At 59.1% G+C, this 21,224-nt stretch carries 18 protein-coding genes and 1 pseudogene; 4 read left to right on the top strand and 15 right to left on the bottom strand.

Features of this window, described 5'->3' with window-relative positions; genetic code table 11:
- The first annotated feature begins 241 nt into the window (after positions 1–241).
- From ACMGE0_RS31375 to ACMGE0_RS31365, 3 genes and pseudogenes are all read left to right on the top strand, one after another.
- The gene (locus tag ACMGE0_RS31375) at positions 242–1,498 is read left to right on the top strand and encodes an efflux RND transporter periplasmic adaptor subunit (RefSeq protein WP_436819791.1); all 1,257 of its coding nucleotides are present in this window, start codon (positions 242–244) and stop codon (positions 1,496–1,498) included.
- 9 nt (positions 1,499–1,507) lie between these two features.
- Positions 1,508–4,654, top strand: coding sequence for an efflux RND transporter permease subunit (locus ACMGE0_RS31370; protein WP_436819790.1), 3,147 nt, complete (start codon positions 1,508–1,510; stop codon positions 4,652–4,654).
- A 24-nt stretch (positions 4,655–4,678) separates the two neighbouring features.
- Positions 4,679–4,918 (top strand): annotated as a pseudogene (locus tag ACMGE0_RS31365) (inositol monophosphatase family protein); the annotation flags it as partial.
- Positions 4,919–4,949: 31 nt separating this feature from the next.
- On the opposite strand, the gene ACMGE0_RS31360 reads toward ACMGE0_RS31365, so the two are convergent.
- The 9 genes from ACMGE0_RS31360 to ACMGE0_RS31320 form a co-directional block, all read right to left on the bottom strand.
- Complete coding sequence (locus tag ACMGE0_RS31360; protein ID WP_436819789.1) at positions 4,950–5,039, bottom strand: hypothetical protein; 90 nt, start codon at positions 5,037–5,039, stop codon at positions 4,950–4,952.
- 97 nt (positions 5,040–5,136) lie between these two features.
- The gene (locus ACMGE0_RS31355) at positions 5,137–5,376 is read right to left on the bottom strand and encodes a DEAD/DEAH box helicase family protein (protein ID WP_436819788.1); all 240 of its coding nucleotides are present in this window, start codon (positions 5,374–5,376) and stop codon (positions 5,137–5,139) included.
- Positions 5,377–5,710: 334 nt separating this feature from the next.
- Positions 5,711–6,637, bottom strand: coding sequence for a manganese catalase family protein (locus tag ACMGE0_RS31350; protein WP_436819787.1), 927 nt, complete (start codon positions 6,635–6,637; stop codon positions 5,711–5,713).
- 1,507 nt (positions 6,638–8,144) lie between these two features.
- Complete coding sequence (locus tag ACMGE0_RS31345) at positions 8,145–8,372, bottom strand: hypothetical protein (RefSeq protein WP_436819786.1); 228 nt, start codon at positions 8,370–8,372, stop codon at positions 8,145–8,147.
- Between the two features lie 90 nt (positions 8,373–8,462).
- Positions 8,463–9,158 (bottom strand): TfuA-like protein, encoded by a 696-nt coding sequence (locus tag ACMGE0_RS31340; RefSeq protein ID WP_436819785.1) that lies wholly within the window; start codon positions 9,156–9,158, stop codon positions 8,463–8,465.
- Positions 9,155–10,309, bottom strand: coding sequence for a YcaO-like family protein (locus tag ACMGE0_RS31335; protein WP_436819784.1), 1,155 nt, complete (start codon positions 10,307–10,309; stop codon positions 9,155–9,157). The genes ACMGE0_RS31340 and ACMGE0_RS31335 overlap by 4 nt, the downstream gene beginning before the upstream one ends.
- Positions 10,310–10,329: 20 nt before the next feature.
- Positions 10,330–10,548, bottom strand: a complete 219-nt coding sequence (locus ACMGE0_RS31330; RefSeq protein WP_436819783.1) for a hypothetical protein — start codon at positions 10,546–10,548, stop codon at positions 10,330–10,332.
- 32 nt (positions 10,549–10,580) lie between these two features.
- Positions 10,581–12,338: a tetratricopeptide repeat protein gene (locus ACMGE0_RS31325; protein WP_436819782.1), complete on the bottom strand. Its 1,758-nt coding sequence runs from the start codon at positions 12,336–12,338 to the stop codon at positions 10,581–10,583.
- Positions 12,339–12,407: 69 nt separating this feature from the next.
- On the bottom strand, positions 12,408–12,851 hold the full coding sequence (locus ACMGE0_RS31320) for a helix-turn-helix domain-containing protein (protein ID WP_436819781.1): 444 nt from the start codon (positions 12,849–12,851) through the stop codon (positions 12,408–12,410).
- A gap of 321 nt (positions 12,852–13,172) precedes the next feature.
- Here ACMGE0_RS31320 and ACMGE0_RS31315 point away from each other — a divergent pair, with 321 nt between their 5' ends.
- The gene (locus ACMGE0_RS31315; RefSeq protein ID WP_436819780.1) at positions 13,173–13,874 is read left to right on the top strand and encodes an autoinducer binding domain-containing protein; all 702 of its coding nucleotides are present in this window, start codon (positions 13,173–13,175) and stop codon (positions 13,872–13,874) included.
- Positions 13,875–14,037: 163 nt separating this feature from the next.
- Here the strand turns inward: ACMGE0_RS31315 and ACMGE0_RS31310 are convergent, their stop codons facing one another.
- From ACMGE0_RS31310 to ACMGE0_RS31285, 6 genes are all read right to left on the bottom strand, one after another.
- The gene (locus ACMGE0_RS31310) at positions 14,038–14,526 is read right to left on the bottom strand and encodes a GNAT family N-acetyltransferase (RefSeq protein ID WP_436819779.1); all 489 of its coding nucleotides are present in this window, start codon (positions 14,524–14,526) and stop codon (positions 14,038–14,040) included.
- 138 nt (positions 14,527–14,664) lie between these two features.
- Entirely contained in the window at positions 14,665–15,654 is a 990-nt protein-coding gene (locus ACMGE0_RS31305) for a pyridoxal-phosphate dependent enzyme (RefSeq protein ID WP_436819778.1), read from the bottom strand.
- 187 nt (positions 15,655–15,841) lie between these two features.
- The gene (locus ACMGE0_RS31300; protein ID WP_436819777.1) at positions 15,842–16,885 is read right to left on the bottom strand and encodes a succinylglutamate desuccinylase/aspartoacylase family protein; all 1,044 of its coding nucleotides are present in this window, start codon (positions 16,883–16,885) and stop codon (positions 15,842–15,844) included.
- Positions 16,886–16,916: 31 nt separating this feature from the next.
- Positions 16,917–18,731, bottom strand: coding sequence for an ABC transporter permease subunit (locus tag ACMGE0_RS31295; protein ID WP_436819776.1), 1,815 nt, complete (start codon positions 18,729–18,731; stop codon positions 16,917–16,919).
- Entirely contained in the window at positions 18,731–19,825 is a 1,095-nt protein-coding gene (locus ACMGE0_RS31290) for an ABC transporter ATP-binding protein (protein WP_436819775.1), read from the bottom strand. The genes ACMGE0_RS31295 and ACMGE0_RS31290 overlap by 1 nt, the downstream gene beginning before the upstream one ends.
- 62 nt (positions 19,826–19,887) lie before the next feature.
- Entirely contained in the window at positions 19,888–20,970 is a 1,083-nt protein-coding gene (locus ACMGE0_RS31285) for an ABC transporter substrate-binding protein (protein WP_436819774.1), read from the bottom strand.
- Positions 20,971–21,224: the final 254 nt, after the last annotated feature.

Raw genomic sequence — 21,224 nt, 5'->3', positions numbered from 1 at the left:
TATGTCCAAGCCCTCATTCGGGCTCAACATCGTCAATCACGCCGTGATCCGGAAGGTGGGTGCAAAACACCGCTTACTGATGAGTGCTGATACACTTTGATACAGTTTCGTTCGCCCCCCGGCACATCTGTGCGACAAAGGCGGCTTAGCCTTCGAACATGCAGCTGCGGTGGTGACACCACCAGCGCGCATTCCATTTTCTTCCGATACTGGTGTTCGTCATTTTATCCAAAGGTGTGCGATGATCCAATTTGCCCAAGACATCCTCCGTCTTGCTGCAACCATTTGCGTTTCGGTAGCTCTTGCCAGCTGCAATGACAATGTTGCCGCTCAGCAGCAACCGGCGCAGAGAGCCAAGCCAGCAGTCGGCGCACAGATCCTGCATCCGCAGAAAGTGACGCTTACGACGGAGCTGCCGGGCCGAACCAGCGCGCATCTCGTCTCGGAAGTCCGTCCACGCGTTACTGGGATCATTCGGCATCGGACGTTCGCGGAAGGGGGAACCGTTAGGGCGGGGGACGTGCTTTATGAGCTCGACTCGACCTCCTTCGAGGCGGCCGTCCGGAACGCTGAGGCGGCGCTGCGACGCGCCGAAAGCGCGGTTCCAAGTGCGCGTGCCCGTTTCGAGCGTTATCAGACCTTAAGTGCGAACAATGTGGTCAGCCGCCAGGAGCTTGATGATGCTCGGACCCAGCTGTTGCAAGCTGAGGCTGACGTTTCCTCTGCTGCAGCCGCAGTCGAGACCGCACGCATCAATCTCGAATATACAAAGGTCAGGGCTCCGATCAGCGGCCGTATCGATGCGTCCAATGTTACGGAAGGTGCGCTCGTTACCGAACACCAGGAGGCTGTCCTTACGACCATCCGGCAGCTCGACGTCATGAATGTCGATCTTGTGCGTTCGAGCGCTAGCTTGCTTGCGCTTAACAAGGCGCTGGCATCCGAAAGGATGCAATCGAACGGAGAGTTCGTCACCGTAGAACTTTTGCTCGAGGACGGAACCCGTTACGCCCTTCCGGGCAAGCTGCAGTTCCACAGCTCGGCAGTCTCATCGTCAACTGGCATGGTTTCCTTCCGCGCGGTTTTTCCTAACCCGGAAGGGATGCTCATGCCGGGCATGTATGTTCGCGCCCTCGTCGAGGAGGGCTATGTAGAGAACGGCTTCCTGTTGCCGCAACGCGCGGTGTCGCGGAACGCCCGCGGGCAGGCAACCGCGAAATTCGTCAATGGGGCTATGAAAATCGAGGAGCGAGTACTTCCCGTTGCTCGCAGCGTCGGCAACAGCTGGCTCGTCAGTGCCGGTGTCCAAGAAGGAGACCGCGTGGTCGTCGAAGGCCTGCAGAGGGCAGGATCCGGTCAGGAGGTCGAGGTCAGCGCCGTGACGGTTGACGACGCGACTGGTGAACTCCATCGCGTCGCGGCTGAGAGCTCGCCGACGCCAGATCCCGGGAATGGTCGCCAAGCATCTATCGGCGCAACTGACGTAGCAATACCCTGAGGGATCGTCATGTCTCGATTCTTCATCGACCGCCCCGTCTTCGCATGGGTTATCGCGATTGCCTTGATGATCGCAGGCGCGATCTCGATGACCACCCTGTCCATTTCGCAATATCCTCAAATCGCCCCTACCACCGTCCGGATAACGGCGAACTATCCCGGTGCGGATGCTCAAACAGTCGAGGATGCGGTCACGAAGATTATCGAGCAGGCCATGACTGGCATCGATCACCTCGACTATATCTCGTCCAACTCCACGGCGGCTGGGGAAGCATCGGTCACGCTGACATTCACGAACGCGGCCAATCCGGACGTCGCGCAGATGCAAGTGCAGAACAACCTGCAGCTCGTGACCGCGCGTCTGCCGCGGGCCGTGCAGGATAGTGGCCTGACCGTGGCCAAATCGAGTTCCAGCTTCTTCTTGATTGCCTCATTTTTTTCGACGGACGACAGTCTGAGCGGAAGCGATATTGCAGATTACATCGACACCTCGCTCATGGATGCGCTGCGTCGTTTGCCCGGCGTCAGTGACACCCAGGTCCTCGGATCCGCCCGCTACGCCATGCGCATCTGGCTCGACCCCGACAAGCTTGCCCAATATGGGCTGGACGTGAATGATGTCACACAGGCTGTGCGTTCGCAGAATACGCAGGTCTCGGCCGGACAATTGGGCTCTCTGCCGCAGCGGCGGGGGCAGCAGTTGAATGCTGCTGTCTCGGCCGGTAGCCGCCTGCAAACGAAGGAGCAGTTCGAGGCGATAATTCTCGATAGTGCCGGGGACGGTTCGATTGTTCGGCTAAGCGATGTCGCCAGAGTGGAGTTGGGCGCCGAGAGCTATAGCACGGCCGGAACATACAGCGGCCACCCCTCCGCAGGTGTGGGCTTCCGGCTGGCCTCGGGTGCAAACGCGCTGGATACGGCAGAAGCGGTGCGCGCCGAGATCGAACGCCAACGCCCAAACTTCCCGGCGAGCCTGGACGTCCAATACCCTTTGGATACATCCCCCTTTGTACGGTTGTCGATCGAAGGAGTGGTCACGACCTTGATCGAGGCTGTCATTCTCGTCTTCGTCGTCATGTATATCTTCCTGCAAAATCTTCGGGCAACGATTATCCCGGCGCTTGCCGTCCCGGTGGTCCTGCTCGGTACGTTCTGCGTGCTGGCGCTCTTTGGCTACTCCATCAATACCCTGACGATGTTCGGTATGGTCCTGGCGATCGGTCTTCTGGTGGACGATGCGATCGTCGTCGTGGAAAACGTCGAACGCGTCATGGAGGAGGAAGGTCTCGATCCACGCGAAGCCACCATCAAGTCGATGGATGAGATCGGCGGCGCCTTGATCGGCATCACGACGGTGCTTTCCGCCGTCTTCGTTCCCATGGCGTTTTTTTCCGGATCGGTCGGAATCATTTACCGGCAGTTTTCCGTCACCGTCGTCTCCGCCATGGTTCTGTCGGTGCTGGTCGCGTTGATCCTGACACCTGCCTTCTGCGCGACAATGCTTAAAAAGCCGACGCCACAGTCTGCGAAGTCCGGACCTTTCAGGTGGTTCAACTATGGTTTCGGACGCTTTACAAACCTCTATCAAGGAATAGTTGGCTCATTGATCCGGCGGATCAGTATCTCGCTGATCTTGTTCGCTGCGGTTTCGGTCAGTGCCGGTATTCTGTATCATCGACTCCCTTCCGCTTTTCTGCCGGAAGAGGACCAGGGCCGGCTCATGACCTCGATCCAGCTACCCCCAGGGGCTACGGCCGATAGGACGCAGCGCGTCCTGGATCAGGTCATAGACCACTTTCTCACGCAGGAGGCCGATTATGTTGATGGCGTCTTCGGAACCGTCGGGTTCGGCTTTGGCGGTCAAGGCCAGAACATTGCGACTGCCTTCGTGGCGTTGAAAGACTTTGAGGAGAGGACTTCTCCTCAAGCCTCTGCTCAGGCGATTGCTCGACGGGCGATGAGAGCCTTCGGCGCCATAGGCGATGCCCGCGTAACCGCGCTTGCTCCGCCGGCCATTCCGGGATTCGGCAATAACAGCGGGTTTGATTTCTTTATCCGCGATACCGACAATATCGGACATGATGCCTTGATGGCGGCGCGTAATCAGCTTCTCCAATGGGCAGCCCAAAACCCGCGGTTGACCGGGACCCGTCCGAACGGGCAGGATGATACACCGCAATTTTCCGTTGCCATCGATCGTGGTCGTGCGAGTGCGCTAGGTATTGACCTCGCCGACATCGATTCGACGCTCGCGACGGCCTGGGGTGGGACCTATGTCAACGATTTCGTCGATCGCGGCCGCGTAAAACGGGTCTATATCCAATCTGACATCGATTTCCGGATGCAGCCAACCGACTTCGATCGCTGGCACGTGCGGAACGACCAGGACGAGATGGTTCCGTTCTCGGCCTTCTCTACCGGAAACTGGACTTACGGTTCACCGCGGCTGGAGCGTTACAATGGTGCTTCCGCGATCCAGATCCAGGGATCTGCCGCCGCCAGTGTGAGCTCCGGCCAGGCGATGGACGAAATCGACCGCATGATGAGGGAGCTGCAAGGCACTTTCTCCCATCAGTGGACGAGCCTGTCCGCCCAGGAAAGACTGGCTGGCAACCAGGCATTCCAGCTTTACGCCATCTCGGTGATCGTCGTTTTCCTCGCCTTGGCCGCGCTTTATGAAAGCTGGGCCATACCATTGGCCGTCATGCTCGCTGTTCCGGTGGGGATATTCGGTGCGCTCGTTGCCGCGACACTCTTCGAGCAGGCAAACGACGTCTATTTCAAGGTAGGATTGCTCACCACCATCGGCCTCGCCGCCAAGAATGCTATCCTGATTGTCGAGTTCGCCGTAGCTGAGCAAGCGGCAGGGAAAAAGCTGGTCGAGGCAACTCTTGAAGCTGCGCGCCAGCGCTTGCGACCGATCCTGATGACATCACTCGCGTTCGTTCTTGGCGTTCTACCGCTGGCGATTGCAGATGGCGCGGGTTCCGGCAGCCAGAACTCGATCGGTATCGGCGTCATGGGCGGCATGATTTCGGCAACAGTGCTTGGTATCCTATTCAGCCCAGTGCTCTTCGTCGCAGTGCGGACGATCTTTAAGGGCAAGGCACATCGGATCACTCAAGGGTCAGCGATATCTAGTCTGAAAGCAGAATAGCACGTACCTCTCCGTTGGCATCCAGTGAAGGTCCCTTTGAAATTGACGCCAGAGGACAGCGGACGATATCCCGGCAGGTCCGGACACATCGGGGTCATCGATCCGATCGACGGGACGTTCAACTTTGTCCGCGGCGGCCAGAACTGGGCTGTGTCGATCGGTCTTTACGAGAACCGCCGGCCGGTATTCGGCGTGATCCATGCACCCGCCCCCGACCTGATGAATACGGGCGGGACGATGATTTTGGCCCAGCTCAACGGCAAGCCGATCAAGCCGCTTCCGGCACTGCCGCCGATCAGCGGTGTGCTTCGTCCGAGATCACGAGATCGAAATCCGTCGGCGAAAACAGCCGGCGGTATTTGTCATTGAACAGCAGGCTTTGCACCGTCGTTACAACGATATCGACCTTCCGCCAGTCGCTGCTCCTTGTAGATAATCGAGGTGAAGTCTTTCTTCAGATAGGCTTTGAACGCTTTGTCCGCCTAGGTTTCCAGCTCCAGCCTGTCCACGAGAAACAGAACGCGCTTGGCGTTGCGTGTCTTCAGGAAGAGCTTGATGACCGCAGCGGACGTCAGAGTTTTCCCCGTCCCAGTCGCCATCTCGAACAGAAACCGTGTCGCGCCTTTCTTGGCGCTCTTTTGAATCTCCTGGACTGCCCGGTCCTGGTATGGGCGAAGGAAGCGGAGCTTTTGTTTCTCGACGAATGCATCCCGTTCTTCCAAGCCGCCTCGCTCGCATAAGCTTGATGTTCGCTCGGAGAATGGGAAAGCGCTCAACCGGATATCTATCCCGGCTTGTATGGCTATTCATCGGCGGTATTGTCGGGGGATAGTCACCTTCATGGGCGGCTTCAACCTGCCGGGTTGATCATAGGAAATGCATCGCCATGCTGACGACCTGCAGCACGATCAGCGCGGAAATAAGCCCGATCAAGGGCCAACTTGGCAGCCGATGCCTGGAGCCTCACATCGACCAGATCAGGGTGAAAACGAGGGACTTTAAAGAACCCCATCAGAAGGTTCGCTGATAGTCCGAAAGCGGGCGGCCGACGTTTCGTCAGCGTGACTTCTCGTATAGCTTCTCGGCTATCTCGAACATCTCCTCCGGAGCGTAATCCGGTGTGAAGGCAGATGGTACGCCGACAAGCTGGTGGATCTTACCTCCATCCGGCATGCCGTCGACGACCTCCAACTCACCGGGTGGATCATCGGGAAGAGCGACCTCGTCGTTGCTCCAGATGCCCGCGATCTCCTTGTAGTCGTTTGGGCTCCATGTATAGAGGCGACGGTGCGACCCCTCATCCAGGTATTTCTGGCATTCCGGGATGTTGGCGAGAGGAATGTTTGGGCAAGGCAGGAACTTCTCGATCTCGACGCCGGTGATCTTCTTCAACGCAAGGGCGTAGGCGTGCGCATGAACGGAACCGCGCACAAGCAGGTAGCCACAGACTTCTCGCCCGGTGGGATCGGTCACCGTCTCATAGACCCGCAGCTTGTGGAGACGCGCGCCGCATTCGAGGTGGAAGTTGTGCAGAAGGTCAAGAACGACATTGCCGGTCGTGGTAATGAAGTCGTTATTCCAGGAGGCGCCATTGCTGTTGATCGGCATGGCGCCACCGCCACCTGACAGGAAGCTCGCTGCGAGCCGGATGTCCGTCATATCCTCGAAGGGCGCTCCCGAGATGTCGCCGCCATTCCCTACATCTCCATCGGGTTTATCGGGGCCGTTCGCAAGCATCGCGACGCCGTTGCTGACCAGTTCGACATGGCCAAGTTCTTCCGCCGTGATGCTGGCGACCAAGCTGTAGAACGGCCTCAACTTTGACTTAGAGCGGAAGTTAAACGATTGGAACATGTAGTTGCCGAGGGTTGACATCTCGCCGTATTTGCCGCCAAGCAGCTCCTGAAGGGCGGCGGCGGCGTTTGGATCGGCAGCCTTCGGCGCAGGCAATTCTGCTTGCAATTGATCGATGCGCATGAACATTTGGGAAGCTCCTTTTGGCCTCAGGTAGTCGCCCAACCCGCAGTCGTGACGAGAGTTCCCCTGAAGAGTTGAGATATTTTGCTTCGTCCTCGATCGAACCGAGGGAGCCTCTTTTGTAGTCAAGTATTTAGAGCCGAGGACGAAAGGATGGTCTTATGCGGATTGCCACCTGCAACGTGAATGGCCGCCTCTTTCGCAAAGCTGGTTGCTTGCCGGCCGTTAACGTGACGGCTGGAAAATACGGAAAGCGTTGGAACCGGCTTCAAGCATAACGAGCCGCGACGGCTGAAAAAGCAGCTCGATAAGATCAAGACGTGGGTTCCGGTCGTGGCCGGTCCAGGCGAGAGCCTCGTCATGACCGGACCCGGCCTATGTCGCCAAGGCCGAATATTGCGGCTGGACCCACACCGGCACGCCTCATTCAAGGGCCTCAGAGAGGCGGAGGACGCCGCCGAGGTTTACCGCCTGCCGGATTGATCAGAGGTAAGAAAAACCCCGCCGAATGAACTGAGCACTTAAAGTTGGATGGTTCATGGACTGGGATGATTTGAGGGCGGGGTCCTGTATTGCACAGGGCTCAGCCCTTTGAGTTTCATCCTGGCGATCGTTATTGTAATAGCGTATATAGTCCTCGACGCCATCGAGCAGACTGGAACTGCTCTAGCTTATATCAGAGACCCAGAGAACACAGCGTACGGGTGAAGATCACCCGCATCGGCCCGGACGCAGTGTTTCACCGCTACCTGACACCGTATGGGCGTTTCTTCGCCGGCGCCGCCATTGATGGCGGTCGTTTCAATCGACCCGGGGTGTAGCTCTCTATCGTTCCATGGCGCCCCAGACAGCGCTTGAAGAATAGCGGCGGAGCGCTGGCATCACGCCGCCGGCTACGCTTGCGCCTGCAAGATCACGCTTAGCGAGATCGCTGACCTTTCGGAAGGCTTCTCCGCTTCATTGGAATGCTGCTTGGGTATACGCTGCTCCCGCTCGATGACTGGCTCTATGTCAATAGATAGAAAAGAATTCCGAACCCGGTGATCCAAAGTCCACTTAGAAACGCTAGAAAAACCGCAACAGTTCTGCCGTCCACATGAACCCACGGCCGCTGCGAGCCGTGCGGGTTCAGGGCAGCGCAGTGCTCCCGGGCAGTTGGTGCTCCGAAGGTCGATCCACTTCTCGCCAACCCCGACAGGATTCCCCCCGGAACTGGTGCGGTCGCGCTGATCCGATGCGCTGACGAGATCATCCGGCTGGAGAGAGGTTGTCCAGTGACCTTACCGGCCGCGGTGGAAATTTACCCGTTGTTCGCTACAGTTGCCGGCCGGACTGGACGGCGGCGGAGGCTGCGTCAAAATTCCACGTCCGCAGGTCCGCCCTCAGCGGTACCCCACTCTGCGGCAAGGGCTCGACGTGCTCTCTCAATATCGCTCGTCGAGCCCTTCGTGCCGCCCCCGTTGCGCGGTTCGGCAACATCAACCGTTGATCAGGTCGGATCGCCGTTTCCCTATTATTGATAGGTTTGACCCGGTGTTTTGCGTGATTGCCGGACCGACCTCACCGTTATCTCGATGTCGCCGGTGAGCTCCCTGGTGATCGCTTCAAGTGTCACGGAAAGTCCTGCCTCCACTTCGGCCGACTTGAGGCCTTTGGCGGTTTCTCTCGCGTAGATCACCAGCCTCGCCAAGGCGACGAGTTCCGCTTCCCTATCACTATCTTGCAAATCCGAGCATGCCATGCACCTACCCTCTAGTGAGGCACGCAGCCTAGAACCATTTTACGCGCGCCTGGCGTGACATCAGCGTGACACAACGCATGGCTGATGACGTCAGCCATTGCGCCAGAGAGATGTTCGGTTGAAAATGAACCGCGGGGCACGAGAACATCCATCAGCCTGACGCAGAGCATCGATCAGGGCTATGGCGTCCGCTCTTTTTTGATCGACATAGTTGTCGCGAAGAATTCGCAGCAATTCGTCAGCACGGGCGCCGCTGATTTCCGGGCAATTTGCCACTACGGCCTTCCAGCTACGAAGCTTAAAGAACAAGGAACGCGCGCTTTCTTTGACAAGCCGCGCCTCCTGATCAGAAATAAGACCGTCGACGCAACACAAAGCCACGGTGGCGTCTACGTTGACCATCGGAATGGTGATGGCAACATATCCAAGCTCTTCCGGTCCATGCAGTAGCGCGACGTCCGCATCGTCGACCAGAGTTTCAGTCGCGTAGGCTTCGAAGATTTCCCCGACGCCCGTCATACCGAAGGCGTGACACTCTGCCGCCCGCAAAGCGCCCATGCTCGCCGCTCCAAAAATCGCCACTCCGTTCGAGAGGCCGTAGAGAATTTCCTTGTGCCAGACAGGCGCTACATATTCGAAGGCGCCATCGATCAACCCGATCGCCTGCGTCCCTTCATCGACCGCCAGACGCACATCGCCCTGCATCGCTGGCGGCCTTACGATGATATCCTCGCCGACGAAACGCCCCGCGTCCGGAAGACTTGGACCGACAAAGACTACTTTCATGATGCAAACGATGCCGCCATCGCCCTGTCGCCAAATCTTTGTCGTCGCTCTCCCTCTGGGCTTTCCAGTGCGGGTACCAACACCTTGACGACCGCGAAAGATAATTCCGGCTCGCTCAATCGAATGGCGATTGTTTGGGTGACGCCCGCCCGTTTCAAATTCATCAGAATGCCTGCGAGATCCTTTGGGCCGGGTTGGGGTACGGCGCTTGAAGGGTCCGCGTAAAACAGCCTTCGCAACCGCTCCGGCAACGGTCGCCTATATGTCTCATGAAACACGTCATCGCGCGCGCCGCTGATATAGGTCACGCGAGACTGAGCGGCTTCTGTCAGCGCCCGTATGGCAGCGTGTTCGGGAGATGGATGAGCACCGCAGCCGAACGTCACGTCCACGTAACGTGCCGGCGCCCGTGAGGCCAATGCCGTCTTGGACGCAAGGAAAGCGCCGATGCAGGGGATGCCGATATCACTTGTCATGTCGAACAAGCGCAGCACGATGTTCGCATCGACGATCCTCATGACGAGTGAATTGACATTCTTGTCGCCGAAGGCGCCGGGATCTATGCATCGGGCATGCTGCCTCGGTTCGGAAAGCACCTGCCATAAGACATGGGCGTCACGTTCGATGCGCTCGAGAAGAGCATGAAACACCGCCTCCTGATACGTATTGCCGGAGGCAAGCCCGTCGGAAGATTGCCAATACCGGCAGTTTGACAGGGTTCGATCAAGCGACACGGCTTCGATAGGGACGTGGACGCGATCACCGATTGAAAGGTCCTCTCCCGCCGCAAATGCCATCATGTCGGTATTGCACGGAACAGGCTGATTTCTGGCGAGGAGTGGAGCGAGCAGGTCAACGCGTTCTCCCGCGTCCCGAAGAGCTGATGCGGAGGTCTTGATCGTCGGCAGGAAGGGATCGCAGGCGATGGCACGCTCTATAGCCTCCATGACCGCAGATGTTCTCGCATCGGCATCGGTAACCCCTTTGCCCTGAGCAACGACGATCGATCGGGCGTTTGGAGTGTAGGCACACCAGACCGGAATGCCGATATGATCAAGTCCGGTCTGGCGGCCTATGCGGGTAATCCCAAACGGCTTCAGAAAAGGTTGCACCCGCTCATAGGTCTCGTCCGGGGAGCATATGCGCTCCATCGTTTCACGCCATCAGCAGCTTAGCCATCGAAAACGCCGGAGAAAGCCTGCCCAGAGGAGGAGACAGCGACAGCCAGATTGACGTCCTTGACGATCGTTCCTCCTGCATTTCTAAGATCGTTTGCCGCAGCCAGCGGCCCGGAAGCCGGTGGTTGGATGGGCTGTACGGTTCCCGCGTCAATGTCCGCGACGTAAAGTTGATCGTCTCCGGGCAGTCCAATTACAACAACTCTTGCCATGTTTTACCCCCTTAGGTTTTGGCCCTTGAAATCTAAAATCCAGCTTTTACCAGGCCCTCGCGGTAGAGATCTTTCTGCCATTGCTCCTTTACCGGGAGCACCGAAAGCCATTTGTCGAGATCGAACTGGGGATTGAGCGCCTGCGCCTTGCGGCGATGAGCACGCGCTTTTGCAGTATCGCCAGCCATTGCATAACTTGCCGCAAGCAACCGCCGTGCCGACGAGGAGTCGCCCATTTGGTCGATGTAGCCGATCGCCTCATGAAACTCCCCCAGAAAGTAGCTCGCGCCTGCCGCGATCCAGAAATAATCGTCGGGGCACATCGGATTTAAGCGGATCGCCTTGCTGATCTTTGCAAGCCCCTCGGCTGGCTTCGACGCATGAACCAGCGCGTCGGCATATCCGCATATCGCATCGGCAAGGTGCGGGCTCAATCCTTCCGCCCGGTCGAATGCCTCTAAGCTGCCGTCGACGTCGCCAAGGTAGAGCCTCGATAGCCCCAGCTCCCGATGCGCCGATGCCAATTGTGGCTCCAGTGCGACCGCTCTCTGCGCCGTTTCTTCCGCCTGGACCAGCAGGTCTTTGTCTCCCCGGGTCGTTAAGACCCATTCCCAGGAATAGGTCCGGGACAAGCCGGACAGTGCCGGTGCGAAGTCCCCGCGCATCTTCAGCGTTTCTCGAAAGGCGTTTCTCGCCCGGCGAACGTCAGGCAGTGTGAATTTGTTGAGATGCTGGGTGCTTGCAAGATAGGATCGATAGACCTCGGGACGGGCGCGATAATCGGCGAGCACCATCTCGGTGCGCTGAAGGTGACTGCTGATCGCTGTCACGATCATCTGGGCCACCTGCCTTCGATGTGAAGCAAGTGCGCTCGGTTTCAGCCGGAAGCGCTCAGCCCATAAGATGCTGTCGGACGGGAGGAAGATCATCTGGACAAAGAGGCCTTCGCCACTGATGTCCGTATCTATGACATAGGAAATGGAATGTCTCTCGAGCTGGGCGATTTTATCGGCATCTTGCCGAATACGGGCAGCCGTATAAGGGGCGACAACCGCCACGGCCCTCAACGAGCACAGGCTTATTGTGATATCTTCTATCAATGCGCGGGCCGGATAAGTGGAATTTCCCTCGGCGTTCTGAGGAGGAAGTAATACTAGTCTGGGAAGCTCTGCCGGCACCGCCATGGGCGCGACTGCGCTCCTGCTGGACAGCACGAGTTCAGCACCGCTGGCGGCTCGGAGAGGGGAACTGGATCGGTCTTCGTTGCGATGCGCATCAAGCAGCGCCTCGCGAACGGCGGCATCGCCCGGATCACGCTCAAGAAGTTGTCTTGCACTGTCTTTGACGCCCACCCAATCGGACCGACTGACCGCTGCGGCTTTCGCTTTAAAGAACAGCTCCCGAAAACTCTCCCACTGGGCCGACCGTTGCGTTTCGACCCATGACTTGAGCCCGGCAGGCAAACTGGCCTCGTCCAGGAACTGCCGCGTCAGCAATTTCGACATGGCGCTTAATCGTGGCAGCGTTTGAACATCGGTGGAAAAAACGGAAAAGTCTGCCTCGATCGCTTCCGCCGACAGGCAGGCGTTCGAGGCCGTGAATTCGAGTGGACCGGGCCAGCCATCCGCAGAGCATTTGCGCACCCGTTCGACCATTTTTCGGAAATTGATTTTTGCAACGTCTTGATCGCCTGCCCAAAGCAGCCTTGCAAGATATTCGCGTGGCAGTTCGACTTCACCGCTGACCAACATATAGGTCAGAGCAAACAGTGCCTTCTGTGGCAGTGGCACTGTCCCTCGACCGTCTTGGGCAAGCCAGAGACCGCCGAATGTCACAAGCCGGAGCACAGGAACGGCCCGCTAACGCGTTGCGCCTGAATCCGCGTGATCGGGATTCAGTTCTGACGGGTGTCCTAGGGATTTAACCAACTGAACGATGTTTTGGCGCAGCTTGGCATTTTCCACCCTTTGGAATGCCAGATTGAGCTCCATTCCCTCACGGGTTGCCAAAAAAGAGGTCACCGCATCTTCCTCGTGCTGCACGAGAGGCTTGCCATTAGGTGACGATGAGGCGCTTGGCGCATCTTCGAAGAAATAGCTGGCGGACACGTTCAATATGGTTGCAATCTGTTGGAGACGGCTAGCGCCGACCCGATTGGTTCCCTTCTCGTATTTTTGCACCTGTTGAAAGGTGATCCCAAGCCCGTCGGCCAGTTTTTCCTGGGATATCTTCAGCGTGGTACGCCTCAGCCGGATCCTTGATCCAACATGTACGTCAATCAAGTTTGGTTTCTTCTGGTCCATCACTGCAGCCCTCCGTCACGGCTCTACAGTGATATAAACTAAGACTTCATGCAACCGGCGCTTCAGTCCGCCGAAAAGAGAGCAGCGAACGACGGTGCCGAGCGCCGCTGGACGCAGCACGTGCCATCCAGGTATGGCCCGTATTTCATTTCATCCTTTCCTGTTCCGTCGGTCGGCCGGACGGCGCCATCGAGGAAGGAATCTGATCATTTTCATTTGCCAAGGCTTGATCCCAACGCGGCAGCGGATAAAAAGTAATGGGTACCAGAAGGTGCGCCCTCCGAATTCGTGCAATCTTATGTGTTCAGTGGAGGCACTGAATTGGATCATTGGTTTGAGCGACTGATCGAGCAGCTTGCCTTGGCGTCGGGGGAGGACGGGGTAAAGGCGACGTTCGAAAAACTGACGCGAGAGGCGGGTTTTGACGCCTATGCCTACTTGAACTTCCAGGCCAGCACCCAAACCGCGATTTCGAACTACGACCTGAAATGGCAGGCCCGCTATCGCGATCAGGGCTTCGTCGCCATCGATCCGGTTGTGCGCGCCGCGCGGGCCCGCTACGAACCATTTGCCTGGTCAAACCGATCAACGACGCGAATGACCGGGGAGCATCGCAAGTTCTATCAGGAGGCAGCGGAATTCGGTATTCGCTCCGGGATCACGGTCCCCATCAAGACCGGTTACGGCCTCATGGCTATGCTAACGCTTGCGTCGAGAGAAGCCGATTTTGCCGGGGGAAAGAAACTAAATCCAGTCCTGGCGGCGGCTGCGTTCGGACAGGTTCATTCAAGACTCGAGCTGATGCAACTGAAAGCGAACCGCGACAGAAACGTTCACCTGAAGCCGAATGAGTTGACCTGTCTCAGATGGTCCGCCGAAGGCAAATCGATGCGGGCCATCGCGATCATTGAAAACACGACGTTCTCCAATGTTTCCTTCTTTCTAAACAATGCGAAAAAGGCTCTTCGCGCGACTTCGCTTCCCCAGGCCACGGCTCTCGCGAAGGAACTCGGGCTCATCTAGATGTCCTTAAGTCTTCTGGCCGACCGCGCCTTAGACCGGTGAGTGGCCTCAGGACCAACTTGCTCTCGGGTACGGTTCCTCGATCTCAGCCGTGGCATGGGCGTAAGGATAGATTCCTCATCCATTCCGATCGACAGCACAGGTAGTACCAAGGATAGCATTGTCACCCAGGCATTCTGCCGGATGCAGCAGGAAATGCCACCTCTTCCAGGACATAATAGACGCGGTCTTGCTCCCGGACCGCCCCAATGCTGTCGTAAAAGGCGATGGCGGCCGCGTTCACAGACGAGACGCCCCATTTGATGCGGAAGCAACCCAGTTCTCGAGCCTTTTCGCGGAGCGCGGCAATCAACTCGCGTGCCACACCCTGTCGCCGACAAGCGGCATCGACCACAAGATCATTCAGATACAGCATCGGCCTGTTTCTGAACGTGAACTCCTGAAGCAAAAAGAGAGCAATGCCCAGGATCTTTTTCTCGGCGTTCTCGCTGACCAACATGTGGTAGGCGGGAAAGGGGCGGTCGAAACCCAGCCGCGCCAACGCTTGCTCATCGAGAAAAAAAGTGTCGGCGTAGCCTTCGAGTTCGGCATGCTGTCGCATCAGGATCAGGACGTCCGCCAGATCGGCCTTTTCAAGTTCGCGAACCGCCATGGCTCTCCCTCCCGGATCGGTCAAGCGTCCGCCGTACCTTAGCACGCCCCAGGAGCGGGGCGCCCAAAGGTTCCGCAAAGAGTGTGTGACGGCAGTGTCCGCGTATGAAAGTGGCACGACTTTTTCTTGAAGCCCCTGCTAAGGCTGATCCTTATAGCCATGCGAGGTCACGATGAGGACGACCGACGCGTTCTCGGAGATGATCGACTGCTGCCGGAGGATGTGAAGTCCCGACAATGTTATTGCGCTAGACTTTTCCACCAACAGGCCCCCTCTTGCCAGCTCGTCGCGCGCGCGAAGCGTATCATCCGTGCTCGGGGCGATGACCTTTCCCCCTGAGCGCGCGAGGGCGTCGATGGCCTGATACGTGACGGTCGTTCCTCCCAGGGACCTAAGCGGCGATTGCCCATCGAAGCGTCCGACATAGCTCTCTCCGGCCAAGACCCTTGAGATCCGAGAGAAGGGCTCCGCGGCATGGACGCGCGGTGGCTTTTTGATGAGACCCTGGGAAGCCAGGTCACCATAACCCTTCGTCAGCCCCCAGAGCAGGTCCGCACGGGATACGGGGACAATGATGTCGGTCGGCGGGTCGTCATCAGCGCAGAGATAAAGTTCGAGCGCGATCGTCCTCAAGCCGTCGATCGCGAAGGGATTTCCGCCGACGGCCGGTATGGCGAAATTCGTTGCCGGATACCACTCACCCCTCATCACGTGGGCCGAAACGAGATCCCATCGCGCCGCGGCGCTCGGCGCCACCACGATCTTCGCGCCATGCAGTTCGATTGCCCTTCGCCAACCCTTTCCGATATCCGCGGTTGTCACCACGACGCATTCGAGACCGGCACTGCCCGCGAACGCCGCCAGAGAGACGCCGGCATTGCCGCTGGAGGCGACCGCGAGCTTCCTTGCGCCAATGTCGCGAGCCCGCCGGACCAGCGCCGCGCTCATCCGATCCTTGTGGGAGCCCGTGGGATTTGCGGCTTCGTTCTTGACCCTCAGCCGCTTGACCGTTGTCTTTTCAGCGAGAAAGGGCATGTCGATGAGGGGCGTGTTGCCTTCGCCCAATAATGGAAGGCCAGGATAGGCCAGCCAGCCCGCAAGGTGGGCCGGCCGCCTCAAGCTCGGCAACGGATCGAAATCCGGAGCGACGCTCGCTGGAGTGCCAGCCTTAGCGCAATCGGGGCAACCGAGGAAGTAGTCGTTGGTTGGCCAGAGCCTTAGGCACCTGATGCACCGCATGCCTAAAAGCAATGGATTTGGCTTGCCGGGTCCAGGTGGCCTGCCAGTCGGAGTCCTGTCGCCTGCCATCATCTTCCTACCGGATCACATCGGTCACGAAGGTACACAGCTCATCGCCCCTCCCGACCAGGGCGGGGACATGACGGGACAGGACGTAGCCGGAGGATTCGAAGCGGACTTCCTCGGGCTTGCGCATCGGGAAATCGGGGAGGTGGATCAGACCCGCAACCCGCCCGGGCGAGACGTATTCCCCAAGCTCGATTCGCGGCTCGAATATCCCCGCGACATGCGCATGTAGGCGAGTGTCTGGCCCCTTCTTCACCCAGCGTGTGGTCGTCATGGTGGGCGGGACAGTGGACGCAAGGATCCCGCATTGGCTGAGGATCCTCAGCACTCCGTCCATGGCAAGTTTTAGCCCCTGCTGGGACAAGGTCTCTCCGCCGCCGAGTTCCGCCGTGAGGCAGGGGATAGCTTGCCTTGCGCACTCACCCGCGAGGGTGAGGCTTCCCCCTCCGCCCTTGCCCTTGCTGACGAAGCTGATGGGAGCACCGAACCAATCGGCCAATCGAGCCGATTTTGCGGTCTCGTGCTCGTTGCGCCCCTCGCGGACCAGGGCACAGGGGATGAATTGCGAGGAACGCCCCCCTGCATGCAGGTCGATCACCAGATCCGCCAGGGGCAGGAGGACCGAGCTGACATAATGGGCGATCACATGCGTGGGGCTGCCCATGGCGTCGCCCGGAAAGCAGCGATTGAGGTTCGAGCCGTCGAGGGGAGACGATCGCGTCCCCGCCATCACCGCCGGGAAATTCAACGACGGCAGGACTATGACCCGTCCCTGGACGGACGCTTGTTCCAGGTCCCGCGCGAGGTTCATCAGCGCGACGATCCCCTCATATTCGTTGCCGTGATTTCCGCCAACCAGAAACGCGGTTGGACCCTTGCCGTTTTTCACCGAGATGACGGGAATCGGGACGTAGCCGTAGCCGTTGGTTTCGCGTGAATGATAAAGACGCAGGAACCCGTCCTGCTTGCCGTCCTCGTCATAATCGAAGGGTGTCGCGATTGGTGTCTCCATCAGGCGGGCGGCGAGCTCATCGCGCGGCTGGACGGATTCCACATCGCTTGCCCGGGAAAGCTCGAAAGTTTGATCATTTGCCAAGACGGCTCCCTCCCTTTCGGCGCGTCAACTCGGAGATAAGAATAAGGATGCTCATGAGGACGAGGAGCAGGCTGGCGACCGCGGCCAGGCGCGGACTTACGGAAAGGAGAGCGTCCTCATACATGAGCTTGGGCAGCGTCGTGATGCGACCGCCCGTGACAAAAAGCGCGATGGTGAGTTCGTCGAAGGAGATGATGAAGGCGAACATGAACGACGCCATGACGCCGGACCGGATCAGCGGGAATGTCACCCGGCGGAAGGTCTGCGTTCCGCTCGCGCCCATGGTGGCGGCGGCATGGTCGAGGTTCCGGTCATATCCCTTGAGGATCGCGAGCACGGTCACGACGACATAGGGGACCACGATGACCGTGTGCCCGAGGACGACCCCGAACGTCGTCCCGGCAATGCCGAGGCGGGAAAACAGAAAGAACAGGCCGACAGCGATGAAGATGTTCGGTACGATCATCGGGGCGACGACCAGTCCGAAAAGAGCCGACTTTCCCGCGAAGTTGTTACGGGAGAGCGCAAAGGCGCAAGGCAAGGCGATCAACATCGCCACCGTGGACGTGATGAGCGCGACCACGAAGGACCTCGCCGCGGCCTCGAGCCACACGGGGGAATCGAAGACCAGTCTATACCATTGCAGCGAGAACAGCGTCGGCGGCCAGGTCAGGAAGGCCTCGGACGTGAACGAGACCGGCAGCACGAACAGGGTGGGAAGCGCGAGGAAACCGAGGATGAGCGTACAGGCTAGATAGAGGCCGACGCGAGATCCGGTAACGCCAACCTTCTTCTTCATGCTCGGCGTTGAACATATTCCGATCAACGCATCGGTGAGGAAAGCCAGGGCGTGAGTGATCGCGTGTCCCGCCTGGACGGAGTACCGCCGAATGCTCGAGCTCGCGGCGGGCTTCGGTGTCCGCAAGCCGCCGCCCATGACCGACAGGCCGAAGATGCGGTCATAGAAGAAGAAGATCACCATGAAGGTGATGACCAGCAGAACACCGATCGCACCGGCGAACTGCCAGTTCAACACTTCCCGGATCTGGAAGATGATGAGCTGGACGATCATCGTGTCTTGAGGACCTCCCAACAGCGCCGGCGTGATGAAGAAGCCGAGCGACGTGATGAAGACCAGGAGCGCCGCCGAAGCGACACCGGGCATGGTCAAGGGAAAATAGATGCGCCAGAACCGCGTCCCGCCCTTGGCGCCCATCGTGGAGGCCGCCTTGGTGAGGTTGGGATCGATGCCTTCCATGACCGCCAGGAGGGTTAGCGTCGCCAGCGGCATCAGGGCATGCGTCATGCCGATCATGACGCCCGTGAAGTTATAGATCATCTGAAGCGGGGCATCGGTGATGCCGATGGCCATGAGGATCTGATTGACAGCACCCTTCCGCCCGAGAAGGACGATCCAGGCGAATGTCCGCACGAGGAAGCTGGTCCAGAATGGCAGGAGGACCAAAATGATGAGCCAGTTGCGGGTCGATCCGCGCGAGATCGCGAGCAGATAAGCCACCGGATAAGCTCCCAGGAGGGACAGCAGCGTCGTACAGAAAGCCACCTTGATGGTGGTCAGCAGGACCTTTCCATAAAGCGGCACCTCGACCAGTCGCCTGTAGTGCTCAATGGTGGGCAGGCCGCGGCCATCGAGAAAGCTAATGCCCAGCAGCATCACGACAGGCAGGATGAAGAAGGCGCCGAGGAACAAGGCAACCGGTACGGTCTGCCAGTAAAGCCGGCTCCATCTCGGCCAGACGCTCCGCCGCGCCGCGGCTTCGGGGATGTAATCGATCCGAGCCATCACGCCGCCTTCCGGGAAGGAGACAAGACCCTGCCGACATCGTCATCCCAGCCGATTGTGATCAGTTCGCCGTTGCGAACGCGCTGGGATCCTTGGGTCAGCAGCGATATCTTCATCGAGACGTCCCCAACGCCGACAAAAAGCTTGGTGATCGCGCCCGAGACCACGACGTCTGTCACGCGCCCCTGAAGCCGGTTCGCCTTGTTTTCGGCATCGGCCTGGATCGCGATCGATTCCGGGCGGGTGAAATGCACCACGTCGGGCCCGTGTGGACGGGGCGGCGTGGTCCGCGTCCTGACCGTCCCGATGCCCGGCAATTCCAGGACAAGACACCCGGCCTCCTCACCCGTGATTCTGCCTGGGATCAGGTTCGACTCGCCGAGGAAATCCGCGGCGAACAGGCTCCTGGGCTGAAAATACAGCTCCTCCGGCGCGCCGATCTGCTCGATCCGCCCTTGGTTCATCAGGCAGATGCGGTCGGACATCACCATCGCCTCTTCCTGATCGTGCGTCACGTAGAGCACGGTCATTCCAAGGCGCCCATGCAGGCGCTTGATCTCCAGCTGCAGGTGATCGCGCAGCTTCTTGTCGAGCGCGCCCAAGGGTTCGTCCATCAAGACGATCGAGGGATTGGCGACGAAAGCGCGCGCCAGCGCTATGCGCTGCTGCTGACCGCCGGACAGCTGATTGCAGAAGCGGTCGCCGACATGTTCCAGTTTCACCATTTCCAGCGCCCGCTTGATCGCCCGCGAACGGTCCTGCGGGCCGACCTTCCGCATCTCGAGGGGAAAGGAGATATTTTTCGAGACGCTCATATGGGGGAAGAGCGCATAGTTCTGGAAAACCATGCCGATGTCGCGTCCGGACGCGGGAACGCTGGTCGCGTCGCGGCCATCGATCCAGATCTTGCCGCCGTCGGGCTCGTTCAATCCCGCGACGGACCACAAAAGCGTGGTCTTGCCCGATCCGGAAGGGCCCAGCATCGTCAGGAACTCTCCGTCGGCCAGATCAAGGTCGACATGGTCGAGAGCCGTGGCCGCACCGTAGCGCTTCGTCAGGCCACGAATGGTCAGTTTAGTCTTCCGTTCAGACATCGTGAATTCCTCAAAAGCTCCTGATGGGGGTTCATCGGCACGCCATGCGGCGGATCCGGCCATCATCCGAGCAGCCAGCTCTCGAAGCGCTCTTGTGCCCTGGCGCTGTTGCTGCCCCACCACCTGGCGTCCATCACGAACATGTCGGAAAAGTATCTTGGATTGGTGGGGAGTATGTCGGCCAGTTTCGGTTCGATGACGTCGAAGGCCCTTGGGTTGCAGGGGCCGCTCGTGGAATATTTGACGAATTCCGCCTGGCGCTCGCCGGCGGAGGAGAACTCGATGAAATCGCGCATGAGTTCGACATTCGGGCCGCCCTTGAGGATTGCGAACCCCGCGAAGGAGAACATCGCGTCCTTCCAAACGATCGTGACCGGCGCTCCGTCGTCGATGGCGACTTGCGCGCGACCGTTCCAGGTTATCAGGCAGTCGACCTCGCCCGTCTTCAACATCTGCGAGGTTTGTGCCCCGCCGGTCCACCAGACGGGGATATCCTTCCTGATCCGGTCGAGGCTCTTGAACGCGCGATCGAGATCGAGAGGATAGAGGTCCTTCCTCGCGACCCCATCCGCCAGAAGGGCGGGCTCGAGCGTGCCGCTCGCATGCTTGCGAAGCGAACGGGCGCCCGGGACCGCATCGACATTCCAGAAATCCGCGAAGCTGGTCGGCGGCTTCTCGCCCATCGTATCCGAACGGTACGCCAGCACGGTCGCGTAGCCCATCGCGCCGACGAGGAAATCGTCGCGGAGATCGGCGGGGATTTCGGACGCGTTGGAGCCGAGGCCGGTCGGGCCCGCCACCGTTTCAAGATATCCGTTGTCGGTGAGGACGACGACGTCGCTCATGTCGAGCAAGGCCCCATCCCAGGCATAGTTTCCCGCATCGACCATGGCCTTGATCTCACCCGTCGGGCCGTGCGAGGACTGGACGCCGACAACGTCGATGCCCGTCGCCCTGCCGAACGGCTCGAAAAACGCCTTCTTGTAGGCTTCGCCGACCGGCCCGCCAGGATCGCGGATGGTCAATGTCCTATCCTTCGAGGAAGCAGTCCTGACGAAGGGCGCGGCCAGGATCGTGGCGGCCGACCCGGCCAGGAAGCCGCGGCGGCCGAAAGGTGTCACTCGCGTTCGAGTTGCTGCTTGCATTCGCTGTATCCCCTTATCGATTTGTCCCGTCGTCTGGCGCGAAGGACTAGGTGGCAAGACGTCCTGCGTTCGGCGCGGCCCTTCGCCCTCGGGATCGCCCAGGTCCCGACATGACGCGGCACGTTTCAGTGACCTCTGGGCTCGATCGAAGGGACGGGTGCCAGCCGAACTGCTTGGAAATTCAGCGGATCGGGCCGGAGAGGTCCAATCGAATTATGGCGGCAATTCATGCACGGATGTAATGCGAGCCACGG

This window comes from Neorhizobium descurainiae (assembly GCF_051400715.1).
Classification (GTDB): Bacteria; Pseudomonadota; Alphaproteobacteria; order Rhizobiales; family Rhizobiaceae; genus Neorhizobium.
The sequence above is the reverse complement of the archived record's forward strand: the minus strand, read 5'-3'. Positions and strand labels throughout refer to the sequence as shown.